Below are 16,985 nucleotides of genomic sequence, written 5' to 3'. Positions count from 1 at the left end.
TTATATTTCATGTTGTAACAATGATATGAAATTTACTTGAGACAGTTCTTTTTATTGGGACTGTCTCATTTTTATATTCAATGAATATTTCATAAAAATTTGACCAAGTTTTTTATTTCTGATGATGTTTTTTCAGAATATTCATAGCTTTTATCGTTAGTTGGAGAGGCAATTTTCAATGAAAATTATTGCCATGTTGATATGTCTAGTTGGTTGTATATTTATATATTGTAGCCATCATCATCAGAGTTTATTCAAGAAACATTTATCTAAATATTATGCTTTGATGGGCCTATTTTTACTCATCATTTCGATTATTTTATTGTTCTATAGTGTACCGAAACTTGTCGCAATTTATATGTGGAGTATGGCTTTAATAGTGACATGGTCATTACTTCCATTTATTGCTTTATTTAAGAAAAATATCTCACATGAAACTTCTTGTTCAACAAAAAATTCAGCCTGATTGGTGGTTGAAAAGTTTTACAGGGTGGGTTTTGGGTTTAAGTTTGACCATTGCCTGTGCATCATTTATTACCATTTGGGGAGTAAATCATTTAGATAAAGCTTTAGCACCACAAGTGGGTATGTGGTCAGTACCTTGGTTATATTTACCTTTAATTTTTATTGCTTATTTTATACCTAAAGGTTGGCAAGCATTATTCATTTATAGTGTTTTAAATGTAATTGCTTATAGCATTTTATTTGGCATTCGAGGATAAAATTTGTGAAAGTTCGTACCGATATTATTCGCCATGCCAAAGAATTACATACATGGGTTGGTATTACTTCAGGTATTTTACTATTCATCTGCTTTTTTGCAGGTGGTTTAAGTATGTTTCAACATGACCTTAGTAAGTGGGCGACACCAGAACGGCAAAGTTTAAGTGCCATTCCAAGTACGCAATACAATAGTCTAGTTCAACAAGTTCAAACTGAATATCCTGAGACATTGAAAAGCTTTCAATTAAACTTAGACTCTAAAGAGTTTCACTATGCACCGATGCAATGGAAAGCTAAAGAGCAAGTAAAAGATGGTGAGCATGGAATTGATATTCATCAAAATGCAATGTTGGCGACATTGAATGATGATGGAACTATACATGTTGAACAAGACAATTTATCTAAATTGGGATGGTTAATTGAACAGCTACATGAAACTGCTGGAATTCCTGGCTCTCTAGGTGATCATACGCTTGGTATGTATATCATGGGAATTGTTGCTGTTTTATATTTCTTAGCATTGATGACAGGGTTGATCGTATTATTACCAACATTGGTGAAAGACTATTTTGCCATTAGAACAGGGAAAAATAAAAAACGGTTTTGGGTTGATGCACACAATGTTATTGGCATTACTAGTTTTCCATTTCATATTATTATTTGTATCACTGTTATTTCTTTTGCATATCATGATGTGATTTATAGTGCGCTTGGTGGTTTAGTATCAAAAGATAAACCTTTATTTGCACGACCTACTGCTACAAAAATTGTAGAACCTGTTGCACCACTTGATGTTGAAAAAGTCTTTGCTAAAATTCAACAACAAGCACCTGAATACCAAATTAGTTCAATTAGTTTTAATAATTTAGATAATCCATCGAAAGCATCTGCACGTGCCAATTTATATAGTGCTGATCAAATGTTACGAGGGGATAATTTTGATGTCATGGTTTTTAATCCATATCAAGATAAACCTTATGCAACTAATAATTTAAATACTCATGCAACGGCAATGGATCAAGTGATCCGTTCGATGTTTAGTCTACACTTTGGTAATTATGGTGGGGATTTTACCCGTTGGTTATATTTTGTCTTTGGAATTGCTGGGGCTTTCCTATTTTATTCTGGCAATATTTTATGGATTGAATCTCGTATTAAACGCCAAAAAAACGCTAAACAGCCTGTACTTCGACAGCGTAAGGATGTGCGGTTTATTGCTAATTTAACCATTGGTGCTTGTTTGGGCTGTATTCTTGCTGTTGTTGCAAGTATGGCCATTGGACGATGGAGTAGTTTGATCACTCTTGATCTAAACAGTATGAATCACGTATTGGTATATAGTTATTATCTGATATTTATCCTTTGTCTGATTTATAGCTTTGTGGTTGGTACGGCAAAAGCATTGCCCCAATATTTAATGGGTATTGCATTGATTTTGGTTTCGCTTGCACCTGTGAGTTTAATTCTAAGCTTAATGAATCAAACTACGATGTTACTGTGGTGGATTGATCTCATCGCGATTGCTTTTGCATTGGCATTTTTCCGTTTTTATCAGCAGGCGAAAGCACGACAAAAAAGTGCAGAAGTGGGGAGTATTTGGTTTTAAGCGAAATATTTAGAAAGTAATAGGCTTTGTGTAACAAAGCCTTACTAATGTGAAATTTGATAATTTTCTAAACAGATTATAAAAACGAAGCCTTCGCACGCAGAAATTTAGAGGCTTTTTTAATATTTTTATAGGAAATTAGGGGCAGTGTTTTGATATGAAAAAGGAAGCATCTTTAGCCTCCTTTCATTGTTTTTTATTAGTTCGCTATACAAGAGAATGTTAAGTGTGCAACACCATTTTGTAAATGAGAGCTTAATTTTGTCTCCAAAACTTTTACACTTTTATCATGTTCATCACAGAATTTTGTAGCATTCACTAACGCATAACCTTGAGCACCACTTTTACGACCTGCTGCTGGAGCGGCTTCTACTGCTGCTAAATATTTTCCATCACCTAAGTCTTGAATATTTGAGTTAAATGTTAATCCAATACCTTTAAATTTAGTGTAATCGTTAGTTACGGCACATCCTGATAATACAATTAAAACTGACATAAATGTAATAACTTTTTTCATGTAAGAAACTCTAAGGAGTGTATGAAAACTAAATATAGCAGGGTACCGTAAGAAGTGTTGAAATATATTGTCGAAAGATATTTCATTTCCACTTTCATAAGTTTGATGCATAAACTTTTTGATGTGTGCTGAATTAGTAGGAAACTCTGACTTAGTCGATTTTAGGCTGTTAATTGATAAAATTCTCAGCCATTTGATGAGATGTTTTAAAATATGAATCCTAATATGGGGAGAATTTGTATTCGCTAATAATAAGCTCGCTACGATATTATAAAGATGTTTATAAAAGATAAATTGTTGTAAAAATTGAATAAAAAACTGGTATGGAGTCGGGGTGCTAAATACGTCATTTGATTGAAAAAACAACGTTATAAAAACACCCTTACGTGTACTAATCGTAAGGTTTTTTTATTTTTAGATTTTAGTTAGCACATGGTAAGCGGAATGAACAGCAATCATAGGAAGAGCAGTGCTGTTTAATCATTACTCCTCAATGGTGCATAAATATAATGTGAAAACACTGTCGATTGAATTGTAATTTGCTAGAAACTCTAAGTCATGTTTTAAAATCTTGGTGGTGTAAAAGTATGCTGACATTAAATGAAACCATTATTGATGTAAAAGAAGGCTAAATCGAAAGTTTTTTAAAATGGTTTTCAATCTTTTTAAAAAATTACAGCTTCTTCTAAAGTTACGTCTAATTCGATACCTTATTTCTGCAAAATCTAATTTACTTTTTTCAGCATACTTTTTGAAAAATGCCCCATTTTATTCGTGCGATCTTATTTTCATAAAAAATGGAAATATCAAGTGATTGTTTTCCGGGATCATAAAGCGTACAATTAATGTTAATTATTGTTTTAAATATGTACTAAATACTCTCCATGATTTTTTTTGTCAATTTAATAAATTTTATTTTAGAGTAAAAAAAATTGAATTGATCGGGATGTTAATAATTTTTAATTAATCATATTATTTAAATTTATTAATAGTTTAGCTATTTTTTAAGTATCAATAAGAACAGGTGGTGTGTGTTTAAAGTTTTAAATGCGAATTGTTTTAATAAAACGCCATGTTGAAAAAATGTGATTTTTATCACATTTTTTTTGTTTAATTAATGTGATTTTAGTGATCTTTGATGAAAAAATTTAGCATTCTATTAAAACGCTATGCTGTGACAGTACTTGTTGGTTGGCCAACAATGGTTATGGCAACAGAGTTAGATCAACAACGCGAGCAAAGTATTTTATTGATTCGTTCTGGTCAGGTTGATATAGGTTTACAACAGCTAAAACATCTATTAGAGCAGTATCCAAAAGATCAAAATATTATCGCAGACTATGTTGTAAGTTCTTATTATAATGGAAAATTATTAGCATCAGATCAGAAGTATCTAAAAAATATTAATGCTTCTCAGTATCCAGATTATGGTCGTATTAGCTTAATTAAGACCTTGCGGGATTTAAAACAATATAACGATGCGGAAAAATGGGTTGAGCAATTTAATGCAATTCAACCAGATACATCATGGATGGTGTGGCAAGCATTACTGCAAGCTGAATCGGGTGAAATAGTTAAATCAAAAAAACTTTAAAAAACATTGATTCGAATCCGTTGTCAGCGGATACGTTAAATTTGTTGGCTTATGTTTATAGAATAGTTGATATGCCTGTAGAAAGTTTACAGGTAGCAAAACAAGCACTTCAAAAGAGTCCGACATTCGATAGCCGTGAACAAACCATTTTAGCTTTAATGGCTACTTCAGACTATGCAGCAGCACAGCGCATTTTTAATGATGTGCCTGAAAGCTTACAAACTGAGCAACAAAATCGATTGACCGCTATTATTCAATTGAATCAGTTTTCTCAGAAAATTCAGTCTGGCATTCAATATCATAAAAACAATAATAATCGTCATGCTGAGTCGTATGTTTTGTTAGATCAAGTGCTACAAGAAATGCAAAATTATGCGCCTCAATTTGAAAACTTTTCAGATTTAAAAGAGCGTTTTCAATTTGATTATATGTATGCGCTTAATGCCAGAAATTTACCAAAGCAAGTTTTAAAAGAGCGTGCCCATCTGCAAAAAGATGAGCAAGATATGCCAACGTACATAAGATTAGTTTTAGCAGAAAGTTATTTAAAAACGGAACAGCCTAAACAAGCAGAAGTACTCTATAAAAGTGTTTTGAGTGAACCTAAGTTTGTAGAATATGATGTGTATGCTGGGTTGTATTATAGCCTCATTGAACAAGAAAAATTTTCTGAAGCAAACTTATTAATTACAAAGATGGAGCAGACTTTACCAAAATATCGCTATAGTCAAGCGAAAGGGGTAGATCGTGAGCCACATCCAGATTGGATTGAATTTTTGAGTCTTAAAGGGCTCAATTATGCTTATAGAAATGAACATGAAAAAGCAGAACAATACTTCGAGAAATTGGTTGCAGAGGCACCAAGTAATGCGAGTTATCAAAATAATTTAGCACTTATTCAGCGCTGGAGAGAAAAACCAGAAATCTCTAAGGAAAACTTGGCTGTATGGAATGGTCTAACAGATAGAGAATTTGGTATTCAGTTAGGGCAAATGCAGAATGCACAAGCGCTTAATGATATTTCAACTTGGAAGTCGGATGATTTACGCTTACAGAAAATTCTATCAGATGATAGTGGGTTTAAACGTAGTCGTCAGGAATTAAATGATCGAAATCATGCATCAATTACACATCAGAGTAATTTCTCTAAAAGTACTTCTGATAGTCCTGAGTTGCTTGGACAGTTAAAAGGCTCTAGTGAGAAAGAAAGTCATACGCGCCTAAATTCTCCTTGGTTTGCAGATAATTTCCGTGCCTTTGCAGATCATCAATATCGTTGGGCTAAATATGATTCAGGTACACTTCGTGAACAACGGATTGGTTTAGGTACTGAATGGCAAAAGGATAGAAAAGCAGGAAGCATCCTTTTTTCTCAAGACAGTCACGGGAATCGTTCTGGTGTGCAGTTAAATTGGTCTCAATGGTTGAATGATTATTGGAATTATGGCGTAGCGTATAACAGCCAAGCAGATATCCCTTTACAAGCTGTTCGACTAAACAATGAAGGTCAGTCTTATCAGTTTGGTGTGAATTGGCAAGCTAACGAATCTAGAAAAGCAGGATTAAGTTACCAGTTAACCGATATAGATGATGGTAATACTCGCCATGAAGTTGGTACATACTTTAGACAGCGCTTGCAAGTCGCACCTCATCATATTACCGATGCAACATTGCGTGGTTATTTTAGTCAAAACAAAGAGCTTGATACTCCTTATTTCAACCCAAAACAAAGCCACAGCGTAGAGTTAACGTTAGAACATAACTGGATGACTTGGCGCAGTTATGATCGTAATTTTAATCAATATTTTGAAGCCACCATTGGAACGTTTGGACAAACGGATCATTCAAATAAACCGCTTTACAATATTTTTTATCAACATGAATGGCAAGTGTCTCGAATATGGAAGCTGAATTATGGCATTGGCTGGGGTTCACATCCTTACGATGGTAAAGATGAAGAAAAAACCTATGCAGTGGCAGGATTTGAGGGGCGTTTCTAATGAATGTTTTGAATAAAAAAATATTGAGTTACAGCCTAAAACCCTTACTTTTGGTGGCGACTTTGGCTTTGCCAGTATTAAGTTCTGCCGAAGTCAAAATTGAAAAAACGGTGATTAATTTACAAGAAAATCAGTTCGTGACACTTACATTTCATGACGTTCGTGATGATGTGGATGGCATAGTTGATCGAGATATGTATGCTATTAGCACCAAAAAATTAGCACAATATTTTGCATGGATTAAAGCCGAAGGGTGGCAGCCTATTCGTTTAGAAGATGTTTTGGCAGCACGTCAAAATAAACAACCGTTACCTCAAAAAGCAGTTTTATTGACTTTTGATGATGGTGCACTCAGTAGCTACAAAAAAGTATTTCCTTTACTTAAACAGTATGATATTCCCGCTGTATTTGCCATTCCTACCAGTTGGATTAATGGTAATACCCAAGCTGCTTATGAGGCTTATGGGGAAGGTAATTTAATGAATTGGAATCAGATGCGTGAGATGCAGAAGTCCAATTTAGTTGAATTTGTTTCCCATTCGGATAATTTACATCGCGGAATTCAAGCGAATCCTCAGAAAAATATGGAACCCGCTGCAATTGTTCGAGAGTATCTACCACAGCAAGAACGCTATGAAACAGATGCTGAATATGAAAGACGCATAGTTGACGATTTAAAAACATCAAAACGAATTTTGGATCAAGAGTTAGGCATTCATACCAAAGCTATTTTTTGGCCTTATGGTGCAGTGACTCAGGAAGCCGAAGAATTAGCACGTCGAGCAGGTTTAGTGATGTCTTTTAGTTTAGGGCATGTTGCGAGCTTAGCAGATCGGGTACAAACCTATCAGCGTGCATTAATTGTGAATAATCCAAATGCTGAACAAATTCATCAGCTCATGGAGAATTTTGTAGAAGATGAAAGCGCACCGTTTAAACAACGCAAAAGTTTTTTACGTATAAATCCAAATGATTTACAGGCATCTTCTATGGAAGAGTCTGATAAAAAATTGGGGCAAATGTTAAATCAAATTCAGGCTTTAAAGACTAATACTTTGTTAATTCCTGTTGTCGCAGACAGCGATGGTGATGGTCTATATGATTTAGCATATTTCCCAAATACTCAAATAAAACTGCAGCACGATATTGTTAATAGAGTGGTGTGGCAGGGGCGTACACGTATTAATAACCGTGTGTATGCGGAGCTTCCAATTAACCTTGAATTAAAACAAGGGGTTTCGTTAGTAAAACTCAGCACTGACTTGTTAAAGAATAACAGTTCACTTGAAGGAATAATGTTTGATACGGAAGATGTGTTGACCTGTGCATTGGAAAATGCAACGTGGTCAATACCTTGCGAACAAAAAGTTCAACAAGTTTTAGATATTAAGAAGCAGAGTGAAAAACCAGCAAAATATCATGCCAATGTGAGTAATAGAACTCAGACATCTCTTAAATTTGAGCTAAAAACAGATCGGTTAAATGGTTTTAAACCACTTGTTGAGCGAGGCTTAAAAAACTCTGATTTTATTTATTTAAGTATTAATCCGATTCTTTATCCATCATCGGTTGATGCACTGTTAAAGCAATTAAAACAGTTGAGCCCATTACAAGTTCAGCGACTCATTGTAAGTTTAGATGTTCAGCCTGATATGACAGAGTAGCAGTGGCAAAGGTATCAACAGATTTATCAAAGTTTGCGCAAAGCATCGGTTCAAAAAATTGGAGTGAATAATTATGCCGTTGGACAAGGGGATAAAATTCAACATTATTTTTATCAAAATTTGAGCCTAAATGATAGTCCATTGACCTATCGAAATCCTTATGACCTTGGGGGGAGCAAATAATGCAGTTCAGTGATATTTTCTTTGGTTTTGCATTTTTATATCCTCTTTTTATGGCTTGGGTTTGGATTGCAGGTGGTATTTGGTTTTATTTAAAACGTGAGTTAAAGCAGCCACCTTTGCCTGAACCAAGCACAGAAGGGTGCAGTATTATTGTGCCGTGTTTCAATGAAGAAGCACAGGTTCATGAAACCATTCGTTATGCGATGCAAAGTCAGTACCCTGAATTTGAAGTCATTGCTGTTAATGACGGAAGTAAAGATAAAACTGGTGAAATTTTAGACCAACTTGCATTGCAATATCCAAAACTTCGGGTTGTGCATTTAGCCGAAAATCAGGGTAAGGCTTATGCTTTACGTGCAGGTTCAATGGTAAGTCGTTATGAATTTTTAGTTTGTATTGATGGTGATGCATTGTTACATCCACATGCTGTACTTTGGATGATGAATCAATTAACGCGCTTCCCACGTGTTGGAGCGGTTACAGGAAATCCAAGAATTATCAACCGTTCTAGCATTCTTGGTAAAATTCAGGTCGGTGAGTTTTCTTCCATTATCGGTTTAATTAAACGAGCACAACGAACCTATGGTCGTATTTATACAGTGTCAGGCGTAATTGTTGGATTTCGGAAAGTTGCATTAGATCGAATTGGCTATTGGCGTGATGACATGATTACAGAAGATATTGATGTTTCGTGGCGCTTGCAATTTGATCATTGGGATCTTCAATATGTACCTCAAGCACTTTGCTATATTTATATGCCTGAAACATTAAATGGGTTATGGAAACAGCGGTTACGTTGGGCACAAGGTGGTATTGAAGTTTTATTTGCATACATTCCTAAACTTTTTAAATGGCATTTACGCCGTATGTGGTTAGTTGTTTTTGAGTCTGTAATTAGTGTTGTTTGGGCTTATGTTATGTTTGGCATATTCATACTATATTTTTACGGACTATTTTTCTCATTACCAGGTGAGTGGGCAATTCAGACTTTAATGCCGCAGTGGTATGGTGCAATTTTGGGCGGTACTTGTCTTGTACAATTTTTTGTAAGTTTAATGATTGATCGTCGTTATGACGGCTCACGTATGGTACGTAACTATTTTTGGGTAATTTGGTATCCATTATTTTTCTGGATATTAACAATGCTCACGACGGTTTTTGCGGTACCAAAAACATTAATGAAAACGCAAAAGCGTGCACGTTGGGTTAGCCCAGATCGTGGTTTTAGAGCGGCGATTGAAAATGATGAATAATCAAAAAAATCAACTGATTACCGATATTTCAAAGCTTGAACTTCCTCAGTATATTGATAAACCTGAATACGTTAGAAATAAAAGCGTAGGTTATGGTTTATTGTTTGCAGGTTGGATATTGTGGATATGGCTTTTTTTACCAGTATTAACACTTATATTTTGGTGGTTTGAAGGTAGTGTTATTTATGAGCAGTTGATTGTAGTCGAACAGCAATCATCGAAAGGACTAAGCTTGTTGAATATGGCATTAATTATTTGCTTATTGGTATTATCTTTATGGCTTTGGGCAAGTTATAACTGGGCGCGCTTTCGTGGTTTAGACCGCCGTAAAAGCCTAGCATCATTGAGTGATGAGCAGCTTGCGATGAGCTTTAAGTTATCGATAAGTGATATTGAAGCACTACATCAATCTAATAATATTACCTTACATTATCAAGATGATGGGTTACTTAAACAGTATGATATCAATGATGATAGGGTGAAAAAGCAGGCTTAAGTTTTTTAATATCAGGATGTTGTTGAATAAAGTCATCTGGATAATAGCCAATATGTTTAACGCCGTATTGTTTTAAAAGACTCACTGTATTTGCCAATTCTTCTGTTGGAATAGGTGTTTGATTTAACCAATTGGTTGTTTGTAATTCAAAAATAGTACGACTCAAATCTGGGTCGTATTTTTTTGCTTGTTGAATTAAATCTAAATAAAATTTGCGATGATCTTGTGCCTTTTCCATGTAAGGCATAGCCATAATTGCATTGTAATCATAGTATTTATATGTACTTTTCATAGATTGACTAAACCATTTTTCACTTTTTGCATTGAGCACTACAGGCGCATACATATTACGTGCGATAAATAATTCAGGTTTTGTTTGGTGCATGATTTCACTAATGTGATTTGCAAATTGATCTAAATAGGCTGTTTTAGCTTGAGCAAATGCCATTTGATTTGGATGTGATGGATTATTCAATAAATCGGTACTATTAAAGCCCCATTTTTTATACATTATAAGCGCCGTTTCAGAGGAATCCTCATAATCGCTTAATGTAATATCATCATGATAGAGCACACCATCGACGGAACTATTTTGAATAAAATCGGTAAATATTTCCGCAATAATACGTTGGTTTTTTTCAGAAAAAGGTGAAAGTCGAATATAGCCCTCTTTTTTACCCTGACTATGTTCTACATATTGCACTTGCTCAGAATTTGGAAGTTCCCATGCGAGTAAAGGCATCCAAGCATAAATATGACGCACAGTGCTTTGTTTTCTAATTTGTTGCACAACGGGTTCAAATAAGTTCTCAAGAACAGGAATATGTCTGTTATTAAAATAGACTAAATTTGCCGAGCCATTTGCATCGGGGTCTGCAAAAGCTTGAAGAAAAATTGTATTGGGCTGTAACTGTTGTATGCGTTGTATAAGTGCGGAAATATTACGTTTTTGTTGTGCTTTATCTGAATCATACAAATAATCTAGATCAATATGCATAATGCGCATTTTTTTAATTTTTTCTTGGTTTTTTTTAGCTGTATCAAATTTTTCAATTTGTGACATAAGTGCAGAGTTATAATTAAAAGAATAAGGTGGGAAGCTATCTTGAGCAGTCGTCAATGTGCTTAATTGAAAAATGCATAGTCCGTAGAAAAATGAACTGTAATATTTTCTTTTTAGATGTTTTTTTTGAAAATAGTTTAAGCTAAATTTATATTTTAAAATCATGGCTTAGCTAATCTAAAAGTATAGAAATACTATAGTAATGGAATCATTATAAAATTTGTAGGCACATTTTTGTATTAGAGTTTCTTGATCTTTTTACTTTTTTTGAGCCAAATGAAAAGATTTTCTCAGTTAATTAAGCTTGTGTCATCTACTGCTCATTTAGGGTTAAAACTGGTTGTACGATAGGTTTTAGGGGTAGGCTTCTTCATTTCTAAACTGTATTCTTGAAGAAGCCTTTACAGGTAAATTTACGCAACAAAGTGCTTAAAATTTAAAGCCAATAAATCCAAAATGCAGAAAGAATTAAGCAGACCATAGCAACTGGAAAACCTGCTTTTGCATAATCCATAAACGAAATTTGAACACCGCAGGCTTTAGACTGTTCTACAACCACAATTCCTGCCAAACTACCAAAAATCACCATATTACTTGAGAAGCCAGTTCCTAGAGCTAGTGCTGCACATAAAACATCACTATGTAAGCCCGCTTCTAAATAAGGTACTAATAGCATTACTGTAGGATTATTTCCGACGATATTACTGAGTAATGCGCTAGTGAAAAATAGAGATAATGGATCATTGAGATTAACTCCCAATGTATTTAGTTCTCCGAGTAGTGTTTGAGGTAGGCCAGTTGTCGCCATAGCTGCATTGACAATGAATAAGCCAATAATGAGTAGTAATAAATTACCATCAACTTCTTTTAGAACATCACCAGAAGCAACTTTTCGATTGAGTAATAAAATCCCTGCTGCTGTAAGTGCAACGATCTCTTGAGGCCAAATATCTATAATAAATAAGACAACGATAGCAATGGTCACTACCAGCGCTTTAATAGTTTCAAGGATATCGAGTTGAGGGTGTTTAGTTGCTTGAGTATTTGTTGTTACTTTTGTTGCTGTTATTGTCCACTTGCCTTTGAATAAATATGCCAAAATTCCCCAAACAATAGGCAGTGAAATGAGAGCAGGTAGCCCAGCAACTTTAAGTAACTCAATAAATGAAACATCAAGAGCTTGTGCAGCAATCATGTTTTGAGGGCTGCCGATGAGCGTACCAACAGAACCGGTATTGGCAGCAAAACAGAAACCCAATAAAAATGGAATTGGATTTAATCCACGTGCTAATGTAATTGAAACTAATAATGGTGTCATAGCAACAACAACAACATCATTGGTTAAGATTGAAGATAATATGCCGCTAACAACAATAAAAACGGCAAGTAACTTAGGTGGGCTAATGTTTAAAGTTGCTACTTTATTTGCTGCCCAAGCATAAAATCCAGATACAGCAAAAGCACCTGATACAACCATAAGTCCAAAGAGTAGCCAAATTGTTTTGTAATCAATAGCATTCCAAGCATTTTGTGGGGAGATACTCCCAATAGCAAGCATTGCTAGAGCACCTACAAGTGCTGCACCTGTTCGATCTACTTTCAGCCATGGCAGTTTACCCAACCCCATTGCAAGGTAAACTAATAAAAATATGAAAAGCGTAATCTGCATTTACATTACCTTTGGATAAAGTAGGAGCAGTATTTCAAAAATGAACTAAACAAATACTTGTATGCTCAATGTACCCCAAGAAGACTTATTTAGTATAAAAGTATGTGTAAGGTTTTTTGAAACACCACTCCAATGATTTGTTGCGATATTCTTAAACTATTTTTTTGAAGCTTTCTTCACTTTTTTACGAACAACGGGTTGTTGCTCAACATCGGCGATTTGATGATATTCGCTACGGATTTTTTCTAAATCCACTTCAGGTTCAGGAAGTTTAAGTTTTAGACCTTCTAGTGTTTTAAGAATAATCTCTGAAATAGCAAAATTTCTGAACCATTTATGATTGGATGGAATAACAAACCAAGGCGCTTTTTCAGTAGAACATTTATTCAGCATATCTTCGTAAGCTGATATATATTGATCCCAATATTGGCGCTCAGTATAGTCCGATTCACTAATTTTCCATTGACGTGCAGGATCATCTAGACGCTGTTTAAAGCGCTCTAATTGTTCTTCTGGGCTAATGTATAAGAAAAATTTTAGGATAGTAACCTGACTATTTTCTAATAATTCTTCAAAGTGGTTAATATGTTCATAGCGCTGAGACCACACTTTTTTCGGCACAATATTGTGTACACGTTGAATCAGCACATCTTCATAGTGTGAACGGTTAAAAATAGCAACTTCACCTAAAGCAGGGGTGTGGGGGTGAATGCGCCATAAAAAATCATGTAATTTTTCTTCTGATGTAGGTTGTTTAAAACCATGTACGGAAGTTCCTTGGGCATTCATAGCATCCATAACATGCCAGCATGTACCATCTTTCCCTGCAGCATCTATCCCTTGTAACACAATTAGTAAAGCATGTTTTTTTTCACCATATAATTTACGTTGTAATTCTCCAATTTTTTGAACATGTTTTTCGAGTGTTGCTTTCGCATGTTCTTCATTTTCATATTGACCATGATATGAAGGATCAATTTTTTTAAGGCTGATTTTACTATTCGGTTTAACAATTAGTTCGTTATATAAGCTCATGTTTTTTGTTCTCTACAGTATGTTATCAATTGAAATTCAATAAAAAAGGCTGAAACCAATGAAATATTGATTTCAGCCTTTTTGTTAATGGTGACGATCCATAAAACGGTAATATGCAATTTTGGCTAAATTCGCGATAATGAGCCAAATTAATACATAAATCCAAACGACAGCAATCATTTCAAGTGGCAAGGCTGGGACAAAAATACCAAATGCACAGATTAAAATGGCAACGACTTGCGTTAAGAAAATAGCGCATAATAATTTTTGATGTGGGAAAGGTCTTGCAAATAAAGAGCCTTTATTACGGACAACAAAAATGAGTAATTGACCACCCGCTGCAAGTTGTAAAAAGACCATTGTTTGTAGATGATCAATAGTCATTGGTAAGTCAGACATAAGTGCTGGATTATTCATCCAATACTGGCAAAGTAAAACCATACCAAAACTTTGTGCAAGAGCAATAATGCCCATCACTGAAGAGAAGGAAATAATACGATGCATGTTCCAACGAACAGGCTGCTTACTTACACTGACGTTGTCATAAGCAATGGTCATAATTGGAATGTCATCTAATAATGCCAACACGACAATCATAATGGCTGTTAATGGTTTTAAATCAAAAACAATATAAGATAAGACCACAACACACATAATCGCAATGGTCATTGCGATTCGGTAATACACATAAGATGTGATACGTTCAAATATTTTACGTGATTCTGTAATGGCACTAATAATAGTAGAAAGCCCTGGTGCTGTAAGAACAATTGCTGCAGCTGAACGAGCAGCATCTGTTGCACCGCTGACAGCTACACCACAGTCTGCTTGTTTAAGTGCAGGAGCATCATTCACGCCATCACCAGTCATTGCCACGATATGACCTTGCTGTTGTAATGCTTTAACAATTTCATATTTATGTTCTGGGAATACACGACCAAAGCCATCTGCATTTTCTACAGCACGTGCAGTATCAATTTGAATATGATTAGGATCTTTATCTTTTTTAAATACATCACTTGCATTTAAAAGGTGTTGTCCAAGTCCTAATTGGCGTGAAATTTCTGAACCAATTGCGACATCATCACCCGTCACCATTTTGACTGATAAGCCTAGTTCTTTTGCACGTGCAATTGTTTCTTTTGCATCTGGGCGAGGTGGATCAAGTAATGCCAAGATCCCCAATAAAGTCCATGTTTTACCTTCATCATCCGAGCGAGCAACACCTAAAGCACGTGTACCATGTGCGGCAAGTTGGCTAACTTGGTCATAATACTGTTTTGAATTAGGTGCATCATTTGCTTGATCACCAAGACCACATATTTGTCCAATTGCCTGAGGAGCACCTTTGGAAAACTGTATTATTTTTCCATGAATATCTTTAACAATACCAATGGTTTTTTTATTCACAGGGTCAAAAGGAACAAAGTCAACATTGCTGTATTGTTCAAGTTGTTTAGGATCGGTTTGTGCTTTGAGTACAGCTAGATCAAGAGCATCTGTACTTTGTTTTTGGCAAGCTAAGCACGCGGCTGTAATAATGTCATCGTTAGGTGTTTGATTGAATGCAATCGGTTGTTGTAGTGTCAGTTGGTTGAGCGTTAATGTACCTGTTTTATCCGAGCAAAGAATATCAACACCAGCTAATTCTTCAATAGCAGATAATCGAGAGACAATTGCTTTTTGCTTGGATAAGGTAATAGCTCCAAGTGCTTTCGTCACAGACATAACCGCAGGCATAGCAACTGGTACAGAGGCAACCAAGAGTACTAAAACAAACTGTGCAATGCTTCCAGCTTCACTCCATTCCCAATGCCCAACCGTAATAATATCTCGATATACTTGTACACCAATTAAAATCACTGCGAGAGCAACGGCCAGAATAATAAGGAAATCACCAATTTTTAAGACAGCTTCTTCTGCATGTGATTTACTTCCTGCAGAGGCAACAAGGGTTGCTGTTTGTCCAAAGAAAGTTTTGTTCCCTGTTGCAGTAACTACACCTGTCATAGAGCCTTGGCGAGCAATAGAGCCAGAATATACAGTATCTCCAATGCTTCGAGAGACAGGAAGTGATTCACCAGTTAGAGCAGCTTGATCAACAGATAGATATTTGCCTGATGTTAAAATTAAGTCGGCAGGTAAAATTTCTCCACCTGCAATAGTAACAATATCACCAGGAACCAATTGAGTTGCTTCGACTGCTTTCCATTGCCCATCTCTGAGTACGTGTGCTTTAGCAGCGAGACCTTGTTTTAAGGCAGCTAAAGCATTTGCTGCTTTATTATCTTGCCAGAAACCGACAATCGCGTTATAGAGTAATAAAATACTAATCACGATAAAATCGGGCCAATCTTGGCGGAAAAATGAAATGATTGCTGCTGCTTCAATCATCCATGGAATAGGTCCCCAAAAATAACCTAATAATTTTTTCCATTTACTTTCTTCATGTGCTTCGATGGCATTTAGGCCATATTGCTTTAGCCGTTGTTGAGCCTCTTCTTCACTTAAACCTTGCTCGGATGTTTTTAGAGTGAGCAACTGTTGTTTAATTTCGTCATCATTTAATGTATGTAGCGTTTGTTGATTATTAGAGGTTACTTTATTGGGCTTACTTTCTATGGGCTGCATATTGTCATCCTCGTTATTTACAGCTGATATTCTGCTATTTAAATGATTCACGACCTATGATCAATGGAACTGTTAATAGGATGAATGATTTGATTTTTTTGATAAAGTATTGGTTATTAATAAAACATCAAGATCATTATTACAGCTATTAGATTGTTTGGATATACAAATAGTTATTATGTGAAAAATATTTTGTTTGAAATTTGCAACAGCCCTATAATTTTTAACTTGTTTATGTTTGAACCTACTTGAAATTAATTATCTTAATATTTTTTTATGTATTACTTATACTTTGAAAATGCATTAATGGGGTATAAGCATTGCAATCATTTATGCTGTTAATGACTTTATTTTTAAAATTAAAATAGGAGGGCATTTGCTACTCAAATAAAACTAGGTTTAATATCAAAAAAATTTAATTTAAACAATTCTGAGTGATCAATGCTTATCTAAACTGAAATCTGTTTTTCGTTAGTTTTAATGTTTACTTCAAACAAAATTTAAGATTATTGATTGAAGCTATCCTTTACTAGATCAGCATGGAATGCTTT

At 35.0% G+C, this 16,985-nt stretch carries 12 protein-coding genes; 7 read left to right on the top strand and 5 right to left on the bottom strand.

Annotation, left to right across the window (positions count from 1 at the left end; genetic code table 11):
• Window positions 1-431 precede the first annotated feature (431 nt).
• Together AC5YC8_RS08780 and AC5YC8_RS08775 are read left to right on the top strand one after the other, a co-directional pair.
• Window positions 432-722 carry a hypothetical protein gene (locus AC5YC8_RS08780; RefSeq protein ID WP_496164247.1) on the top strand — a complete coding sequence of 97 codons (291 nt, stop codon included), beginning with the start codon at window positions 432-434 and terminating at the stop codon, window positions 720-722.
• 5 nt (window positions 723-727) lie between these two features.
• Window positions 728-2,329, top strand: coding sequence for a PepSY-associated TM helix domain-containing protein (locus tag AC5YC8_RS08775; RefSeq protein WP_496164246.1), 1,602 nt, complete (start codon window positions 728-730; stop codon window positions 2,327-2,329).
• 199 nt (window positions 2,330-2,528) lie between these two features.
• Here AC5YC8_RS08775 and yegR read toward each other — a convergent pair whose 3' ends face one another.
• The gene (gene yegR / locus AC5YC8_RS08770) at window positions 2,529-2,846 is read right to left on the bottom strand and encodes a lipoprotein YegR (RefSeq protein WP_496164245.1); all 318 of its coding nucleotides are present in this window, start codon (window positions 2,844-2,846) and stop codon (window positions 2,529-2,531) included.
• Window positions 2,847-3,984: 1,138 nt separating this feature from the next.
• Between yegR and AC5YC8_RS08765 the strand changes: the two genes are divergently transcribed.
• From AC5YC8_RS08765 to pgaD, 5 genes are all read left to right on the top strand, one after another.
• Window positions 3,985-4,440, top strand: a complete 456-nt coding sequence (locus AC5YC8_RS08765; RefSeq protein ID WP_496164244.1) for a hypothetical protein — start codon at window positions 3,985-3,987, stop codon at window positions 4,438-4,440.
• Between the two features lie 20 nt (window positions 4,441-4,460).
• Window positions 4,461-6,440 carry a poly-beta-1,6 N-acetyl-D-glucosamine export porin PgaA gene (gene pgaA, locus AC5YC8_RS08760; RefSeq protein WP_496164243.1) on the top strand — a complete coding sequence of 660 codons (1,980 nt, stop codon included), beginning with the start codon at window positions 4,461-4,463 and terminating at the stop codon, window positions 6,438-6,440.
• The gene (gene pgaB, locus AC5YC8_RS08755; RefSeq protein ID WP_496164242.1) at window positions 6,440-8,104 is read left to right on the top strand and encodes a poly-beta-1,6-N-acetyl-D-glucosamine N-deacetylase PgaB; all 1,665 of its coding nucleotides are present in this window, start codon (window positions 6,440-6,442) and stop codon (window positions 8,102-8,104) included. The genes pgaA and pgaB (AC5YC8_RS08755) overlap by 1 nt, the downstream gene beginning before the upstream one ends.
• 182 nt (window positions 8,105-8,286) lie before the next feature.
• The gene (gene pgaC, locus AC5YC8_RS08750; RefSeq protein WP_496164241.1) at window positions 8,287-9,540 is read left to right on the top strand and encodes a poly-beta-1,6-N-acetyl-D-glucosamine synthase; all 1,254 of its coding nucleotides are present in this window, start codon (window positions 8,287-8,289) and stop codon (window positions 9,538-9,540) included.
• A complete protein-coding gene (pgaD, locus tag AC5YC8_RS08745) occupies window positions 9,530-10,036 on the top strand; it encodes a poly-beta-1,6-N-acetyl-D-glucosamine biosynthesis protein PgaD (protein WP_496164240.1) in 507 nt (168 codons plus the stop codon). The genes pgaC and pgaD overlap by 11 nt, the downstream gene beginning before the upstream one ends.
• Here pgaD and pgaB (AC5YC8_RS08740) read toward each other — a convergent pair.
• From pgaB (AC5YC8_RS08740) to AC5YC8_RS08725, 4 genes are all read right to left on the bottom strand, one after another.
• Window positions 10,005-11,156 carry a poly-beta-1,6-N-acetyl-D-glucosamine N-deacetylase PgaB gene (gene pgaB / locus AC5YC8_RS08740; protein WP_496164239.1) on the bottom strand — a complete coding sequence of 384 codons (1,152 nt, stop codon included), beginning with the start codon at window positions 11,154-11,156 and terminating at the stop codon, window positions 10,005-10,007. The two genes, pgaD and pgaB (AC5YC8_RS08740), sit on opposite strands and share 32 nt — an antisense overlap.
• Window positions 11,157-11,535: 379 nt before the next feature.
• Complete coding sequence (locus AC5YC8_RS08735) at window positions 11,536-12,768, bottom strand: ArsB/NhaD family transporter (protein ID WP_496119262.1); 1,233 nt, start codon at window positions 12,766-12,768, stop codon at window positions 11,536-11,538.
• A gap of 156 nt (window positions 12,769-12,924) precedes the next feature.
• A complete protein-coding gene (locus AC5YC8_RS08730) occupies window positions 12,925-13,803 on the bottom strand; it encodes a polyphosphate kinase 2 family protein (protein ID WP_496119264.1) in 879 nt (292 codons plus the stop codon).
• Window positions 13,804-13,887: 84 nt separating this feature from the next.
• Complete coding sequence (locus AC5YC8_RS08725) at window positions 13,888-16,434, bottom strand: plasma-membrane proton-efflux P-type ATPase (protein WP_496119266.1); 2,547 nt, start codon at window positions 16,432-16,434, stop codon at window positions 13,888-13,890.
• Between the last annotated feature and the right edge of the window lie 551 nt (window positions 16,435-16,985).

The sequence above is a fragment of the Acinetobacter sp. FY731 genome (assembly GCF_059515905.1).
This window is presented reverse-complemented; position numbering and strand designations above follow the sequence as displayed.